The organism is Acinetobacter piscicola (assembly GCF_002233755.1).
Classification (GTDB): domain Bacteria; phylum Pseudomonadota; class Gammaproteobacteria; order Pseudomonadales; family Moraxellaceae; genus Acinetobacter; species Acinetobacter piscicola.
Genome location: NZ_NIFO01000026.1, coordinates 1 through 16,155 on the forward strand (window position 1 = coordinate 1; position 16,155 = coordinate 16,155).

At 34.3% G+C, this 16,155-nt stretch carries 14 protein-coding genes; 8 read left to right on the forward strand and 6 right to left on the reverse strand.

Annotated elements, in window-relative coordinates; all coding sequences use genetic code 11:
* Positions 1-278 precede the first annotated feature (278 nt).
* From CDA10_RS14480 to tssH, 6 genes are read right to left on the reverse strand one after another with little or no spacing between them, the layout of a single operon-like run.
* Positions 279-1,256 carry a M15 family metallopeptidase gene (locus CDA10_RS14480; protein WP_089606284.1) on the reverse strand — a complete coding sequence of 326 codons (978 nt, stop codon included), beginning with the start codon at positions 1,254-1,256 and terminating at the stop codon, positions 279-281.
* Positions 1,253-1,843 carry a hypothetical protein gene (locus tag CDA10_RS14485; protein WP_089606285.1) on the reverse strand — a complete coding sequence of 197 codons (591 nt, stop codon included), beginning with the start codon at positions 1,841-1,843 and terminating at the stop codon, positions 1,253-1,255. Before CDA10_RS14485 ends, CDA10_RS14480 begins: the two co-directional genes overlap by 4 nt.
* Positions 1,844-1,855: 12 nt before the next feature.
* Positions 1,856-2,656 carry a type IVB secretion system protein IcmH/DotU gene (icmH, locus tag CDA10_RS14490; RefSeq protein WP_089606286.1) on the reverse strand — a complete coding sequence of 267 codons (801 nt, stop codon included), beginning with the start codon at positions 2,654-2,656 and terminating at the stop codon, positions 1,856-1,858.
* A 17-nt stretch (positions 2,657-2,673) separates the two neighbouring features.
* Positions 2,674-4,038, reverse strand: a complete 1,365-nt coding sequence (tssK, locus tag CDA10_RS14495; protein ID WP_089606287.1) for a type VI secretion system baseplate subunit TssK — start codon at positions 4,036-4,038, stop codon at positions 2,674-2,676.
* 6 nt (positions 4,039-4,044) lie between these two features.
* Positions 4,045-5,148, reverse strand: coding sequence for a type VI secretion system protein TssA (tssA, locus tag CDA10_RS14500; RefSeq protein ID WP_089606288.1), 1,104 nt, complete (start codon positions 5,146-5,148; stop codon positions 4,045-4,047).
* A gap of 21 nt (positions 5,149-5,169) precedes the next feature.
* Positions 5,170-7,860 (reverse strand): type VI secretion system ATPase TssH, encoded by a 2,691-nt coding sequence (gene tssH, locus CDA10_RS14505; protein ID WP_089606289.1) that lies wholly within the window; start codon positions 7,858-7,860, stop codon positions 5,170-5,172.
* Between the two features lie 360 nt (positions 7,861-8,220).
* On the opposite strand from tssH, the gene CDA10_RS14510 reads away from it, so the two are divergent.
* From CDA10_RS14510 to CDA10_RS14545, 8 genes are all read left to right on the forward strand, one after another.
* Positions 8,221-8,859 (forward strand): hypothetical protein, encoded by a 639-nt coding sequence (locus CDA10_RS14510; RefSeq protein ID WP_089606290.1) that lies wholly within the window; start codon positions 8,221-8,223, stop codon positions 8,857-8,859.
* Between the two features lie 40 nt (positions 8,860-8,899).
* On the forward strand, positions 8,900-9,409 hold the full coding sequence (tssB, locus tag CDA10_RS14515) for a type VI secretion system contractile sheath small subunit (RefSeq protein ID WP_089606291.1): 510 nt from the start codon (positions 8,900-8,902) through the stop codon (positions 9,407-9,409).
* On the forward strand, positions 9,402-10,880 hold the full coding sequence (tssC, locus tag CDA10_RS14520) for a type VI secretion system contractile sheath large subunit (protein ID WP_089606292.1): 1,479 nt from the start codon (positions 9,402-9,404) through the stop codon (positions 10,878-10,880). The genes tssB and tssC overlap by 8 nt, the downstream gene beginning before the upstream one ends.
* A gap of 48 nt (positions 10,881-10,928) precedes the next feature.
* The gene (locus tag CDA10_RS14525) at positions 10,929-11,432 is read left to right on the forward strand and encodes an Hcp family type VI secretion system effector (RefSeq protein WP_089606293.1); all 504 of its coding nucleotides are present in this window, start codon (positions 10,929-10,931) and stop codon (positions 11,430-11,432) included.
* A 65-nt stretch (positions 11,433-11,497) separates the two neighbouring features.
* Positions 11,498-11,965: a type VI secretion system baseplate subunit TssE gene (gene tssE, locus CDA10_RS14530; RefSeq protein WP_089606294.1), complete on the forward strand. Its 468-nt coding sequence runs from the start codon at positions 11,498-11,500 to the stop codon at positions 11,963-11,965.
* A 17-nt stretch (positions 11,966-11,982) separates the two neighbouring features.
* Complete coding sequence (gene tssF, locus CDA10_RS14535; RefSeq protein WP_089606295.1) at positions 11,983-13,791, forward strand: type VI secretion system baseplate subunit TssF; 1,809 nt, start codon at positions 11,983-11,985, stop codon at positions 13,789-13,791.
* Positions 13,755-14,747 carry a type VI secretion system baseplate subunit TssG gene (gene tssG, locus CDA10_RS14540; protein WP_089606296.1) on the forward strand — a complete coding sequence of 331 codons (993 nt, stop codon included), beginning with the start codon at positions 13,755-13,757 and terminating at the stop codon, positions 14,745-14,747. The genes tssF and tssG overlap by 37 nt, the downstream gene beginning before the upstream one ends.
* Positions 14,748-16,142: a hypothetical protein gene (locus CDA10_RS14545; protein WP_089606297.1), complete on the forward strand. Its 1,395-nt coding sequence runs from the start codon at positions 14,748-14,750 to the stop codon at positions 16,140-16,142. It abuts the gene before it with no gap.
* Positions 16,143-16,155: the final 13 nt, after the last annotated feature.

The following is a 16,155-nucleotide window of genomic DNA, read 5'->3' on the forward strand; positions in this document are numbered from 1 at the left end:
AGGCACAGCAGAGTCTTACCATTTACAGTCAGATGCAAGAACTAAACTTCGGTTCGGTTTACTTTTCTTTCGGGATGAGTGGCACTGCCACGCAAGGGTAAAACCTGAGCTGTGATTAAAGCAGCGCAAGAGTCGCCAACTCGACAGATACTATCAAGTACCGAATATATTGCAAAAACAGTATATTGCAGATCTTGCGGAATATATTCCTCATACCTCGAACAATGCGACTGACGTTTCCGCGTATCATATAGTTGGTAACTTATCCCGAACTCAGGTTAATTTAAATCAAGATCATTTACGATAAGTCCTTGTGCTTCTGCAATTAGGCGTTCTGCTGATTCTCGATTTTTTCTTAAACCAGGCATACGAAACTCAGTATGACCATAATCATGAATTCTTGTCCAACGACCACCCCACGTTAAACCTACCGATTCAGCAACAACACCGTAAAGTTGATAACCTTTCCAAGCCCATGGATCACGTTCAGAAATGACAACTTTTCCATCTTTTTTAAAGGCAATATCTGCGGCTAATCCAAATTGATGATAACTTTGATAAGCCTTAGCTAAAGTCGTTGCTGTATTACCAGATAACCGCGTTTGGCGTTCAGGACTACGATAACCCTCTAAAAGTACCATTTCATAGCCATGTTGTTCTTTCATAATTTTAAAGACCATAAGTAAGCGTTGTTTATAGCTAGGGTGCATTTTGTTCCATTTACGATCAACCATTGCAGTATTAAAACTACTTCGCTGATCTCCAAATTCTTCATAATCAATACTTGACGGATTTATAGTTGAAAATTGATGATTTTGATTAGAATCTTCTTTTTCTAATATTTGCGCTTGAACAATTGCTGCATTAATTAGGCTGTCTTCTACCGCAGGTGGTGGGCTTAAAACTTCTCCATTTAACAAAGCATAAATTTGTGGATCAGTTTTTCTTAGATATTCTGCTTCGATTTGTGTAGGATCGATTGGACGTGTAAATGCAAAAACTAAAATACTTGAAAGTAAAAAAAAACCTGCAATTAAAATCCACCATTGTTGTAAATGCCAATGGGTCTGAGTTTGTTTAGAAGAAGCAGCTTGATTCATTTGCTCCGCAAAGTTTCGCGCAGAAGCAAATTTCTTTTTCCCTTGAGGCAATAATATTCTAAAGTAAGTTAATGTTTTATTTCTAAGTTCGTAAGACATCAAAAAAATTAAACAAAGCGCCAATAAAATAAAACATAAAATGACAAAAAAAATCATGGTTTATTTTCTATTTGCCGACGATCAATTGAAACTTTAACAGAACCTATAGGGCTTACTTCTTCGATCTCTTTGCTGGTAGTATTTATTTGTTTTTCTTCAGTCTTTAGTGCGGGTATTTTCTTTATTTTTGGTTCAGTAGCTTTCTCTTTTGTAATTGGTTTGGCGAGAGGAGGTTGAATTACTGTTAGGTTTTTCTTTTCAGATCCATTAAATTGCTCGAATGGAGATGTTTTGTTCAAATTTTTAGTTTCTATTTTATTATTTCCATGTTTAAAAATATCTTTTAAGTCCTTTTCATTGACATGCTGTTTATAGGCACTGGAATCCTCTTCTTCCTCATTATGTCCATGATTGGACTCAGATGGTAAAACATTCAGCTTTTCAAATTCATTTTGCTGAAGTGTTTCGGATGTATTATTTTCCATTTTAATAAATTGATTTGTATTGAATAATATTAAAAATAAAATTGAAGAAATAATGAAACCAATAAATAAACCAAGTAGAAAAACAATTGATTTACTAAAGTTTTTTTTAGTGGGTTTATTTTGCAATATACGGATCGAGTTTTGTTTTTCTTGAGTCATAGTTTTACCTGATTAAGGCAAGTGAATTGTAATATGAGCCTGTTCGGCTGGTGTAGAAATTACATTTTTAAATTTTATTAAAGCTGAGTTCTGATCTTTATCCAGTAATATTTTTAAACCTGAAAATGTGAGTAAAGCAAAAAGTAGTAAGAAGAATAAAATCCAAACAAAAGGTAATTCTTTATGAATGATATTTTTAATTTGATCAGGTAAAGCTGAAAATGGTGAAAAAGCCGTTTTCTTTCCTTTTAAGAAATCTATTTCATCACCAACACGTGCGGCGAGATGGTTTAAACTTTCAATAGATTCAATGCGATACTTTCCCTGAAACCCAAGTAATAAACAGTAATGATAAACCTCTAAAGAAGCCAAACGCTCTTTGCCATGACTACGTATTTTTTCTAAAAATTCAAAAAAACGGTAGCCTGCTAACTGAGAACCAAAAATACTTAATTGCAATGGACTAATTAACCATTGATTTTGAAGATTAAAAAATGAAGAATCTTGCTGCGTAACGATGGTTTCATCTAATAAAGCACAATATGCATATTTTGCATCATGTATATCTTCAGCAGAAAATTGAAGCTTTTTTGCTTGATTCTCAAAGCGATTTAATAAATCTAAAATCTTTTCTTTAAAACCTTCAGTATTTTCTGGAACATATTGGTTTCTTAATAAAAAGACAATATAGAAACCATCATGTAAAAGATCGACTAGATTCGTGGTTTGGTTTACTTTAGATTGTTGTAGTAGAGAACCTATACCAATTTGTCCATCATCAAACAGTGAAGGAGCGATATTATTTTGACTCATTTTTATAATTCTCTATTTTAACCGTTCATTACAGCAATTAATTCAATACTGATATCTTGGAAACCCGCAGGGATATAAATACAAATCGTTTCTGAATCAAGCATACGTTGATACATTTCATGATGAGGCTCTATTTCAAAATAATTCACACCTGAACGTACAGGAATTGCTGTAGGGATTTGTACCAAATGATGAATTGGAGTTGCTGGTAAAGCAGCTACAACCCGTTGTTCTACATCCACCGTATTACCAACTTTGAAACGAAGTGGGACGATTTGAATGAGTTCATGTGTTTGCATCATGCTACTTGAAACAGCGATATATAGACGAGTTTCCTTGGTAATTTTGTCTGTTTCCAAACTTCCAACCCAATAAGACGGTCGAATTTCTTTAAGTGCGATGCTGATATAACGACTGGAAATAATGGTGTCTAATAACTCTCTGAGTATTTTATCAAGTTGAGTAAAACTGTTTTGAAGATTATGGTGTTGGTACCGTGGTAAATGTTCAACCTCATATGCAGTTGAAAATGTAAGTAAAGAACCCGTTAAGCGTAACAGTTCAAAAAATAATTTTTCTGGATGGATTTGAGGGTTTTGTAATAAGTGATTCAATGTTGCATGCGCGGTATTGAGTGCATTGACTAACCAAAAAGAAACAATGTCACCAGATCTAAATTCGATGAGTTTCTGTTCATTTTCACGATTATTTGATTGTATTGTTTTAATTTTTGCTCGAATAACATTTAATGTTCGCTTTAAATTCGAGAGTAATGCTTCATTGGATTGGATGTGTAGGATTGGTGGAATAAATTTTGAATCAATTTCAAAATGACCAGAACTGAGTCGTCTAATTTTACCGATGTTTAAATATAGAAAACCATTCAAATCTTGGTTTGGATCGGCTTGAACATCGAATAGCTTAAATTCGGTATGACGTTTTAGAAGGGTAATTTCAGCAGGTGTTGCATCTGTATAAAGATCATGTATTTCATTGAGATAAGAGTGGTATCTAGCAGGTTGCTTATCTTGATCATCTGAAATATTTTTCTTATTTGGCTGAACAATGGGTAATGCTAAATAAATCAGCATTTCACCACGTAAGTTTAATTCATCCAATAAAATAGGGTTGGGAAGCAAATCTTTCGCTGGTGCTTGATAGATTTCACCATCCTGCCAGATCATATCAATTTGTTCTAATGCTAAAATATGTGTACTCAGCTGAGTTTCATCAAAGCGTATACTTTTAATACCATATGGATAAGGAACAGTAGAACGAATTGTGTGATTCAAACGTTGTTCTTGATAGGTATCCTGTAATTGAAAGTGCTGAGGTCTTAAAAACAAACCTTCACCCCAAAGAACTTTTTCTGCTTTAAACATTAACGATTACCATTCTGAAGATTCATTATTTTGATTTGTCCCTAATAACTCTTGGATAGAATCAAGAGGGTTTTCATTTTTAATTACTTGAGCAAGCCATTCATGTAGTGGCATTTGGCTCCATTTAATGGTTTTTTGCAGCATATAACTTACAGGGCTATGTGGTTCATTACTTTGAAAATAATCGGCTATATCTTGTAAAACTTGCATCGCCTGTTCGCGATTTTGCAAATGATTTTGCGCTTGAGGTTGAAATGATTGAGTTTGAACGATGGCAGATGGAGTCGTACTAGAGTTTATGGGTAAAGTAGATTCTCGAGAGGACATTTCAGTTTCTGATGTATTCATCGTAGTAGAAAAAGAATCTGCTTTATAAATTCTTTTTAGACTCATTTGAATATCTTCAAGTTGAGAATCTATAGCTGCAAAACTAGGTGCTTCAAGTTCCATAAGCAAATCTAAAACTTGTTTAATAATGTTCCAGTGTCCAAGTATTTCTTGAAAATACTGATAATTTTGATATTGAAAACTACGAGATGTATTGAGTAAAGCCTGATTAAATTGATCTAATTCTAAAGAAGCTTCAACATTTTCAGTATCTTCGGCTTGTTTACGTCGATTATTTTGTATATGTAAAAGTTTTTCATATTGTGCAAGAGAGTAGAAAGGTTGAATATTAATTAACGGCACATTCTTTATGAGTTTTGGGACTTGCGAGGTAAAACCTTGAAGCAAACCTAAGCGCTGATCAAGATCATCATCTTCAATTTCAGGATAAATTTTGAGCCAGAATTGTTCTAAAATTTTATGACATAGTTCAAGTCCTTTGATTAATCCTTCAAAACCATATAAATTTGACCAAGCTTCAGTTAACCACGTTAATAAACGAATATCTTTGGTTTTCGTAGTGAGTAATTGTACTGATTTTTCTGCAATAAATGACCAATCTGCTTGTTTATGTTCAGAAACCCAATCGCCCTGATCTAAAAGAGGATCATCATGTATTCTCGCTTTTTTAATTTCATGAAATTCTGTAGAAAATGATAAGTCTTTACCACATGGATCGTTCTCTGAGATTGGTGCTAATAAAGCTTCTAAATTTATATCCATTTTTATGCTCATTGAAAATATTTACGCTTCCACAGCTTTTGATTTCTTTGCTGTTTTTTTCTTTTCTTGCTTAGGTTGTGGATCTAAAAGATAAATAATCTGATCATCTTTGACATCTATATGAATGATTTTTGGTATGTTTTGTTCAGCTAAAGCGACTAATATTTCAGTAGCTAAGGCTGGTAGAACAGAGGCATTTAAAATATTGTCAATGTTGCGCGCACCACTATCGACTTCAATACAACGACTTAATATGAGTTCAATTAAATCATCACTATATGTCACTTGAGTTCTATATTGATGTTTCAGACGAGCTATAATTTTTCTTAGTTTATGTTCAATAATTCGAACTAAAAGATCATCATGCAAAGGATAATAAGGCACGATTCTCATACGGCCAAGGAATGCTGGCTTAAACTGTTTATACAAACTTGGTTTGAGTTGTTCAATTAGTTGTTCCGCACTTGGCCATTCTTCAAGAGGTTGATTCATACAAGCCTGCATAATGGTTGTTGAACCAGTATTCGATGTGAGTAATATTGTTGTATTTTTAAAGTCGATGATGCGCCCTTCGCCATCTTCGAGCATACCTCGATCAAAAACTTGATAAAATAGCTCTTGTACATCACTGTGCGCTTTTTCAATTTCATCCAATAAAACAACACTATATGGGTTGCGTCGAATAGCCTCAGTTAAAACACCACCTTGCCCATAACCGACATAGCCTGGAGGCGCACCTTTGAGGGATGAAACAGTATGTGCCTCTTGGTATTCAGACATATTAATCGTAATTAAATGAGATTCGCCTCCATAAAGTTCATTAGCAAGTGCAAGTGCTGTTTCTGTTTTACCAACACCGCTTGGACCGACCAACATAAATACCCCTTGCGGTTTATTTGGGTCTTCTAAACGCGCTTTTGCAGTTTTAATACCCTGCACCAATTGGTGTAATGCATAATCTTGTCCCATTACTCGCTGTTCAAGTTCTTCTTTTAAACTTAAAATTTGTTTGATTTCATCATGAACCATTTTTCCCACAGGAATGCCAGTCCAGTCCGAAATAATTTCATTAATAATTTGCGTATTTACCCGTTCAAAAACTAAAGCCTCATGATTTTGCAGTGTAGATAACTGATTCCTAAGTTCGAGGATTTCAGTTGTAATGGGCTGTTCGTTTGAGCTTACAAGGCTTTCGAGTGCTTGAATTTTATGTACTAAATCAAGTTCCATTTTCCACTGTTGTTCGGTTTTTTTAATCTCTTGATTCAGTGTTTCCAAAGATAAATTTAATTTTTGTAAACGATCTGTATGAATCGGATTGTATCGTTGTTCATTTTCTAAAATATTAAACTCTAAGCTTAAATTATGCTGCTGTGCTTTGAGTTGATCTAGTTTTACAGGCTGAGCATTTTGCGTGAGTGCTACCCGAGCAGCCGCAGTATCTAAAACACTAATGGCCTTATCTGGAAGTTGACGCCCACTAATATAACGATGCGAAGCGTGTACTGCTGTGATAATAGCCTCATCATCAATACGTAAATTAAAATGATTTGCCATGACTGGAATCATGGCACGAAGCATATCAATCGCAACTTCTTCAGTTGGCTCTTCTACTTTAACAACTTGAAAACGACGACTTAAGGCAGCATCTTTTTCAAAATATTGTTTATATTCTGCCCATGTTGTTGCTGCAATTGTACGTAATTCACCACGAGCAAGTGCTGGTTTTAACAGATTTGCAGCATCATTTTGTCCTGCTTGTCCACCTGCACCAATCATAGTATGTGCTTCATCTATAAAGAGAATAATCGGGTGAGATGCTTGTTGTACTTCCTGAATAACCTGTTTCAAGCGATTTTCAAATTCCCCTTTGACGCTTGCTCCAGCTTGTAACAATCCCATATCGAGAGAATGAATTTGCACATTTTTTAAAGCATCAGGCACCTGATTCTGTGAAATTTTTAATGCTAACCCTTCTACTACAGCTGTTTTCCCTACACCTGGCTCACCAGTCAAAATAGGATTGTTCTGACGACGTCGCATTAAAATATCGAGCATAAGACGAATTTCATATTCACGACCAATGACAGGATCAATTCCACCATTTTGTGCTTTTTGGGTGAGGTTGGTTGTAAATTGATCTAGAGCGAGCGTCTTTTGCTTGGATGTTATTGGGGATAATGCAGGATCTAAATCGCTTTTTTCTAAGCTTGCTTCAGTGGGATTATTTACTGGAATATTTTCAGAACTTTTAATACAAATATCTAGAAACTTATGCTTCATTGTATCAATTGGAAATAGGTCAAATAGATTTGATGCACGGATTGCAATTTGATAAAGATCTGAAGCTGTTAAAAGTGCAACAAGTAAATGACTACTTCTAATCATTGGATTTTTTTCAGCTGAAGCTAAAAGCCACGCTTGTTCAAGCAATTGAACAATTGATTTTGAAAAAATAGGTGTTCGGGTATTTCCTTTAGGTAACTTGGATATACATTCTAATAAATCTGAGAATAAAACATCTTTAGAAATATTATATTTATTAAGTAAAATTTCAATATCATTGTTGGGCTGTTGTTCTAATAATTTAACGAAAAGATGCTCAACTTCTATTTCAAAATTGTGATGATTGACACATAAATTGGCAGATTGTTCTAAAGAAGTACGTGAATGAATCGATAGCTTTTTAATTAAAACCTTTAAATCTGTCATCTTTAAATCTCTCAGTAATAAGTGTTTAATCAAATATTGTTTAATATGTATTTTAAATTAGTATATTTAAATCAAATAGTTAAATGTTTTATTGAAATCCAGTCTAAATATTTTACATAAAAAAAAAGATTTGTGAAGTTTTGATTTTATTTAGTTTTTATAAATAAATGAAATATCCATAAAAATTAATAAATTATAATTAATTTAAAAAATCATGCTTGACATTATTTTAAATTTTTAGTCTCATTGTTAAAATTTTCTAAATTATAACAGTTAAGATTTTTGAAATTAAATTCTAATCTATCAAAAAAGCGTAGCTATATTCAGAAAAGTGAATCAAGAAAATATTGAGGTTGGATTTTGAAAAAGTTTATTTTGTGTGGTTTCGTTTTCGTAACATCTGTTACTAGTGTGATTGGTCATGCTGGAGATGAAATAAAGCTTAAAAAGTCGTGTTTAAAGGATTATCCAGAAATGGTTGGTGAGTCTAACCCTGAGCTTTTATCAATTTATTCACAGCTTTGTGATAAGAAAAATAAAGATAATAAGAACAGTATCCTTATTTTAGCAGCACAGAAATTTCAACAAATGGGTAAAAATAATAAAGCTATTCACATTGTGAGTTATTTAGAAACACAGAATATTCAAAGTAATGAGCTTACAGATGTGAAATTTTTATCAGGTATTGGTTTGGCTTATGACGCATTAAACAAGATGAGAAATAACGAAATGCGTTATTTAGCAGAAGAGACAACGTATCCTGCGGCTAAAAACCTTTCAGAGGCAATCAAACATGCGGCTCCATCTAGTGTTTTGGTTGAAAAACAACAAGAAGTAAATACCAGTACCGTGAAGACCAGTAGACCAACACGATCCACTCGATCTGTTCGTCCTGCAAAATCAGTACGTAAAGCTGCTGCACCTATAAAATCTGTCACACCAGTGAAATCTAAGCCTGTGGCGAGTTCAGCAAGTCAAAATCCATTTGGCAAGCTGTAAAGAATTAAAAAATTTTAATGATATTGGTGAGGGATGAGAAATGTCTAAACGCGAAAGTGTACAAAAGAAATTACAACGAATCAGACCACCACGTGTTCAGCTTACCTATGATGTTGAAGTTGGCGATGGTAAAGAGGTTAAAGAATTACCCTTTGTTGTTGGGGTGTTAGGTGATTTTTCTGCAGCTTCTGAGTTAGAAAAAACAAAGCTGAAAGATAAAAAATTTATCAATGTAGACTTAGATAATATTGATGAAGTCATGGAGTCTTTATCTCCGCGAGCTGCATATCAAGTCGAAAATACGTTGACTGAAGACGGCGGTTATATGTCTGTTGATCTAACATTCAAAGCAATGGATGATTTCAGACCAGAACACGTTGTACAGCAAATAGAGCCTTTGAAAAAGCTGGTTGAAGCACGTGAGCGTTTAACAGATTTAAGAAATAAAATTTCGAATAGTGAACGTTTAGAAGATTTGCTCGATGAAGTTTTACAAAATACAGATCAGATTCGTAAGTTAAGTGCTGAGGCGGGTTCTGAAAATGAGTAATTTACAAACCAGTTCAACACAAGATCTTGTTACAGAAGAAAACTTGCTTGATTCAATTGTTGAGCGTAGTCGAATTGCAAGAAATGATGAAGAGCATATTCGGGCTCGAAATTTAATTGGTGAGTTGGCCAAAGAAGTCATGGCTGGAACAATTACTGTTTCAGAAAATATGTCTTTATCTATTGATAAGCGTATTGCAGAAATTGATGCTTTAATTTCTGCTCAACTCAGTAAAATTATGCATCATGAACAATTTCAAAAAATTGAATCAACATGGCGTGGTTTACATTATTTTTGTCAGGAATCTCCATCGAATCCTTTAATTAAAATTCGTATGTTGAATACAACGAAAAAAGAATTGGTGAAAGATTTCCAAGGTGCAACTGATTTTGATCAAAGTACCTTGTTTAAGAAAATTTATGAGGAAGAATACGGGTCTTTTGGTGGTGCGCCTTATGCAACATTGATTGGTGATTTTGAGTTTGATCGTACCCCATCAGATATGTATCTCTTAGAACAAATTTCACATGTTGCAGCGGCTTCACATGCACCATTTATTTCTGCAGCAAGCAGCAATATGTTAGGGCTTGAATCGTTTACGGATATTGACCGCCCGCGTGATGTTTCTAAAGTATTTGAAACAGCTGAATATGTGCAATGGCGTTCATTCCGTGAAAGTGATGATGCACGTTATGTGGCTTTAACAATGCCGCGTGTATTGGGACGTTTGCCTTATGATCCAAAAGAAGGTTGGTCAACTGAAGGTTTCAATTTTGTTGAGGAAGTTTCTGGTCAAAACCATGATGAATATCTGTGGATGAATGCAGCTTATGCCTTTGGTACTCGTTTAACTAATGCTTTTGATATGCATGGTTGGTGTGCTGCTATTCGTGGTGTAGAAGGTGGTGGAATGGTTGAAGGCTTACCAGTTCACACCTTTAAAACGAGTGATGGAGAGGTTGTATTTAAATGTCCGACGGAAATTGCGATTACAGATCGTCGTGAAAAAGAACTTAGTGATTTAGGTTTTATTCCTCTAGTACATTGTAAAAACACAGATTACGCAGCATTTTTTGGTGCACAATCAACTCAAAAACCAAAAAAATACGACAATGATACTGCAAATGCAAACTCATCATTGTCGAGTCAGATTCAATATATTATGGCTGTTTCTCGTATCGCTCATTACTTAAAAGCAATGATGAGAGATAAGGTGGGAAGTTTTGCTTCGGCTGGGAATGTAGAAGTGTTCCTCAATGAATGGTTATCTCAGTATGTATTACTTGATGATGGCGCTTCTCAAGAAGCTAAAGCACAGTATCCACTTCGTGAAGCTTCCGTCAAAGTTGTAGAAAATCCTGCAGAGCCAGGGCACTACAAGTCTGTGGTTTTTTTAAGACCGCATTTCCAGCTGGATGAGTTGTCAGTTTCATTACGACTCGTTACTGAGTTGCCTCAGTCCTCAAATTAAAATAGAGAACAGCTAAATAATAACTTTAAAAAAAATAGGGTAATTCCAATGAAAGATATATATGTTCACTTTCAAGGTAAATATAAAGTTGATGGTGAGTCTCGCGATTCAGAGCACAAAAACTGGTTAGAGGTGAATTCTTGGTCTCATAACATCCGTCAGCCTAAATCTGCAACTTCTTCAAGCGTTGGCGGGCATACTGCTGAACGCGTTGAACATTCAGATATGGTTTTTGTTAAAGATTTGGATGCGACTAGCCCAAAGCTTTGGGAAGCATGTTCAGCAGGTTATACATTTGATGAAGTCCAGATTGATTTTTATCGTGCTAATGGCGATAAGCGTATTAAGTATTTACAAATCAAGCTGAAGCATGTTTTGGTTTCAAGTGTAACACCAGTAGTCAATGAAGAAGGTGTGCCAACTGAAGCATTTGGTTTGAAATATGCTGCAGTTGAGTGGACTTACAACCAACAAGATATTAATGGCTCTGCTAAAGGTGCTGTTACTAAGAAATGGTCTCTTTCAAATAATACTGCATCTTACGCTGCATAATTTTTTGTTGAGATGGATAGAGACTGTTCAGCCTCTATCCTTTTAAAATCATTAGAATTTTATTTATGAATTTAGATCAACTTTATCCCTATGGGTTCCGTTCTACATTGTTTGATCGTCTAATTGTTGAAGATAATCAAGGGCTTTCCATTCATGAGTTGAGAGAATCTATTGCTCGTGATTTAGAAGATTTACTGAATACACGCATTGCTAAACTTGATTTCAATATTGATGAATATGAATTGGTAACAAAGTCGATTGTACAATTTGGAATTATTGATTTTGTGGGGTTATCTACTGCGAATCCGACAGACCGGGAAACCATTTGCAAGTCCATAGAGCAATCAATAATTTCACATGAACCTCGTTTAAAACAAATAAAAGTTGAGATGCAATTGGATGAGCTTAATGTTGGTTCTTTATCCTTAAGTATCCAAGCCTTTTTTAATATTCATCCACTTTATGAACCTGTAATTTTTGATGCCTTACTTAAGCCAACAACACAACAATATGTCATTTCTGCGCGATCTTAAATAAAGTAGGGTATGCCGTGATCGAAGAACTTTTACCGTATTATGAAAAACAATTGCAAGAATTTGGACAACAAGCACGTGTTTTTGCAGATAAATATCCAAAAATTGCGCAAAGACTTTCGTTAAACCAAGAACAAATTGATGATCCACATATTGAACGTTTAATTCAAGCATTCTCTTTAATTGCAGCACGTATCGATAAAAAATTAGCAGACAGTTACGATATTTTTACTCGTTCCTTATTTGAGGTCATGTTTCCCCAATATTTACGTCATTTCCCAGCTTGTTCAGTGGTCAGTTTCGAAGATATTGATAGACAAAAGCAATTGACTGAGGCGCATTTGGTTCCTAAAGGGACAAGCTTAAAGTCTCGAAGCTTTAAAGGTGTTCCATGTGAATTTAATACCAGTGCTGAAGTAAAACTTTTACCCATTCAATTGGAGAGTTTGCGTTTTCAGACCAGTCCGAGTGCACACATTCATTTAAATCAAAATGCGACCTTAAGTTTAAAGTTTGATGTATTTAATTCAGCTCAAAAGTGGTTAAAAAATGAAAAACTGCCTATTTATTTAGATGCAATTTCGAATTTTCCACTTCAGGTTTTGGACCATATTTTTCATCAAAATACCAGTTTTAGTCTTCGAATTAACCATCAAGTTGTTGAAATTAAAAACCCTTTTGAAGTGATGGGATTTGACGAGCATGAAGCTCTATTGCCAGTGGATCAGCATACTCATCATGCTTATCGATTATTAATTGAATATTTTTGTTTTCCTGAAAAATTTAGCTATTTAAATTTGAATTTAGCTTTTTTAAATTTTTTAAAAACTTCAGATCACCGTTTTGAAATACAGATCCATTTAAAATTGAATTTGAATGATCAGACAGTTATCCGAAATTACTCGGAATTGAATATTGCTAATTTTAAATTATTCACAAGTCCCATTGTCAATTTATTTGAAAAGCAGGCAGAACCTCAAAAAATAAACCATAAAAACTTAGAATATCCTTTAATCACTGACTCTCATCATCCAGAGCTTTATCAAGTTTATTCAATCCTCGAAATGAATTTAATTCGTGAAAAAAGTAATAAAGATCAAGTGGTTTATCCTATTTTACCTTTTTTTGCGATGAGTCATTATCATGGAGAAGATGTTCAGTTTTTTTATGCTTTGAATCCAACGATTTTACAAAACAAATTTGTCGAAACAGGTTATTCGATTATTTCTAAGCACCTTGAACCACAAAGTATTAAATCGGATTTTGTCAGTTGTAAGTTACTTTGTTCAAATCGTGATTTGCCATATGAAGCATTTGGACAGAACAATAATGTATTGAATTTGAGTGATAATGCAGTTGCGCGCCGAGTACAGATACTAAAAAGACCGACCGAACCATATCAATTTGAACAGAATAAAAATGAACAATGGCGAATTATTTCTCATCTTTCACTCAATACTTTAGCACTCATGAAAGGTGATGCTATAAGTCACATCAAAGAATTATTAGAACTTTATAACCTACCAAAATCTAAGGAAAATCACTTAGTAATTGATGCAATTAAAAGCATTGATTTTGAAATTACTCATAAGTTAGTTGAAGCTAAACCTTTTCCAATGTTTATACGTGGTGTGAAAGTTTTGCTGGGTGTCGATGCCCAAGTTTTTCATGGGCATAGCTTATATATTTTTAGTGAATTAATTTCTCATATTTTTAACTTAAAAGTACAAATGAATAGTTTTGTCGATGTTTTTGTTAGAGATATGAATAGCAAACAGGAGTTATACCAATGCGTTCAGAACGTTGGTGGCAAGAAGCTTCTGTAATTGATGAGCTTTTTAAGACTCCGACAGCGTTTGAATTTATTCAAACGACTCGTCTATTGAGACATGCACCTAAAACTTCGGTTTTAAAGAATTGGTCTGATGATTTTCATTTTCAAAGTTCTTTAAATTTGAATTTTCCAAAGAGCGAAATCGAATCTTTAAATCAAGAAGATGAGCGTATTCACTTAACAAATTTGGTGGTTAGTTTAACAGGTATGCAAGGTGTTATGCCTTATACTTATACGAATAGAGTAAAACGAGCTTCTCGTAAACAACGTGTTGAAATTCAAAATTTTTTAGGCTTGTTTAATCATAAATTGACAGCGCAATTTGTCGATGCAAGCTTGAGCTATAATTTGCCAGTACGCTATGAAATTGAAAAGGAAAATAGTTATTTAGAGATTTTACATGCTTTAAATGGTTATATTCGAACGCAGCATCAACAGCATGATTTAGATGATTATTTTGCAGAGTTTTCGGGATTGATGCAGGGGCAGAACAATACCGCTCATGCACTAAAAACGATGTTAGGGTGCATATTTAATCAAACTGTTGAAATAAAAGAATATCTTGTGGAAAAATTTAGTTTAGCAGAACAACAACAAACGATGCTCGGTGGCAAAAATCCATTTCTATTGGGCGTAAATACTTTTTGTGGGGAAACGATTCGACAAATTGATGGAAAAATTGAGATTCAAATAGGCCCTTTAAAATACGCGCAATATTTAGAATTTTTACCAAAAAAGAAGCTGAGTAATAAGCTTAAAAATATTTTACAAAGTTGGTGTAGTCCAACTTTACTTATCGATTTGCGCTTAATCCTTGCTAAAGAAGATGTTCAACCTTTGCAATTGAGTTCAACGAGCCATATTGGCTTGGCTCAAGGTGCTTTTGTCATGCCAAAAAAACAAATTGATAATCATGAAACGTGTTATGCACTGATTGGAGTGTCATAAATGATAAAAAAAATATTAACGACGTTGTTTAGTGTTTTATTACTGGTGATTGCAGGTGTGGTCTTTTACTGGCGTGACATCAAATATAATCCGAGTGGTCAAGATTTTTTAATATTTTTTGGTTTGATCCCACTCTCGATCATATTATTGATTTTAGCACCGATGTTTATTTGGAAGTTTTTCAAACTTCGCCAAAAGAAAATAGAGCAAAAAAAAGCAGAAGCTGAGCAATCAGCAGAAGAAAAAATAAATACCAAGGAGCAAGTTACAGATCAGATTGAATGGATTCAATTGCAAGTATTTTCAGCAACGAGTTTAAGTGCTTTGGGTGAGAACGGTGCTCATATTGAGCTTCTTCAAGAGGTAATCAGCCCAAAGCTTGACCAAGAACTTCTTAATCATTCCAATTTACCTACGCTGTCGTATCGTATTACAGACATAGATGATGTCGTGAATAATGATAGTGAGCAATCAGTGCTTTCTACACGCCAAAAAAGAATCGCTGCTTTGATCCTGCAACAACTTGCGAAGAATGAAGTGGTTTTGTCTCAGATTGCAACGCATTTGAAGAATTCAGCTTTATTTTATGATGCCAAATTGGCACATGAATATCGTATGCATCCAGCATGGATTGACCCAAATAGCGAGTATAAGGAGGAAGAATCCGAACGCGTTATTGAGACAGTACCGAGGTTAAATCGTTTAAATATTCACATGATTCTGCCTGAAAATTTACTTCACGCATGGGATGAAAATTTGGTTTCTACGCATGTAAATGAATTTTTAACAGGGCTCGGAATTATTTCTCAACAATTAGATACGCAATATCATTATTGGGGGGAGACTACGGCTTATAACGACTGGATCAGATTGTTAAAACAATTTCAGTATTTGGACTCCGAGGTATCTTTTTTTATTGTTGTAGATTCTGAAATTGATCAGGAAACTTTGAAAGACCATTCATGGGGACTTGATAAATATATTCCATCTGAATATGTCAGTACTTGTTGTATGACCAGTACTAACGTTGAGCTACAAGATTTAGTTGTGATGAAAAATATACGTATTGCATTAAATTCAGATCAAGCCTCAAAAACATTAAAAGAATTGAATTTAGAACAAGCGAGTCAATTTGAACAGGATGCCGCATTTGTCTTGATTTTAGATGACCCAGCTGAGTTTAAATTACCGCAAAAATTAAACCTCAACTTTGCTAAAAGCATGATTGAAGAACACCATTATCTTTACAGTAAAAACAGCTTAGGACATACCCAATCTTTATCTAAAATTTTTGGATTTATGTTGAGCTTACACTTTAAAGATGAATTGTATGGCTATGTGTATTCCGCTGAACATCGACAGACCCAAGTCATTGTTGGGACTGAGTTTGTATAGAAATACCTACATA

Bases quoted from the DNA above. Each gene is read 5' to 3' on its own strand.
- CDA10_RS14480 (WP_089606284.1), bottom strand. From the start codon at position 1,256: ATGATTTTTTTTGTCATTTTATGTTTTATTTTATTGGCGCTTTGTTTA.
- CDA10_RS14485 (WP_089606285.1), bottom strand. From the start codon at position 1,843: ATGACTCAAGAAAAACAAAACTCGATCCGTATATTGCAAAATAAACCC.
- icmH (WP_089606286.1), bottom strand. From the start codon at position 2,656: ATGAGTCAAAATAATATCGCTCCTTCACTGTTTGATGATGGACAAATT.
- tssK (WP_089606287.1), bottom strand. From the start codon at position 4,038: ATGTTTAAAGCAGAAAAAGTTCTTTGGGGTGAAGGTTTGTTTTTAAGA.
- tssA (WP_089606288.1), bottom strand. From the start codon at position 5,148: ATGGATATAAATTTAGAAGCTTTATTAGCACCAATCTCAGAGAACGAT.
- tssH (WP_089606289.1), bottom strand. From the start codon at position 7,860: ATGACAGATTTAAAGGTTTTAATTAAAAAGCTATCGATTCATTCACGT.
- tssB (WP_089606291.1), top strand. From the start codon at position 8,900: ATGTCTAAACGCGAAAGTGTACAAAAGAAATTACAACGAATCAGACCA.
- tssC (WP_089606292.1), top strand. From the start codon at position 9,402: ATGAGTAATTTACAAACCAGTTCAACACAAGATCTTGTTACAGAAGAA.
- CDA10_RS14525 (WP_089606293.1), top strand. From the start codon at position 10,929: ATGAAAGATATATATGTTCACTTTCAAGGTAAATATAAAGTTGATGGT.
- tssE (WP_089606294.1), top strand. From the start codon at position 11,498: ATGAATTTAGATCAACTTTATCCCTATGGGTTCCGTTCTACATTGTTT.
- tssG (WP_089606296.1), top strand. From the start codon at position 13,755: ATGCGTTCAGAACGTTGGTGGCAAGAAGCTTCTGTAATTGATGAGCTT.
- CDA10_RS14545 (WP_089606297.1), top strand. From the start codon at position 14,748: ATGATAAAAAAAATATTAACGACGTTGTTTAGTGTTTTATTACTGGTG.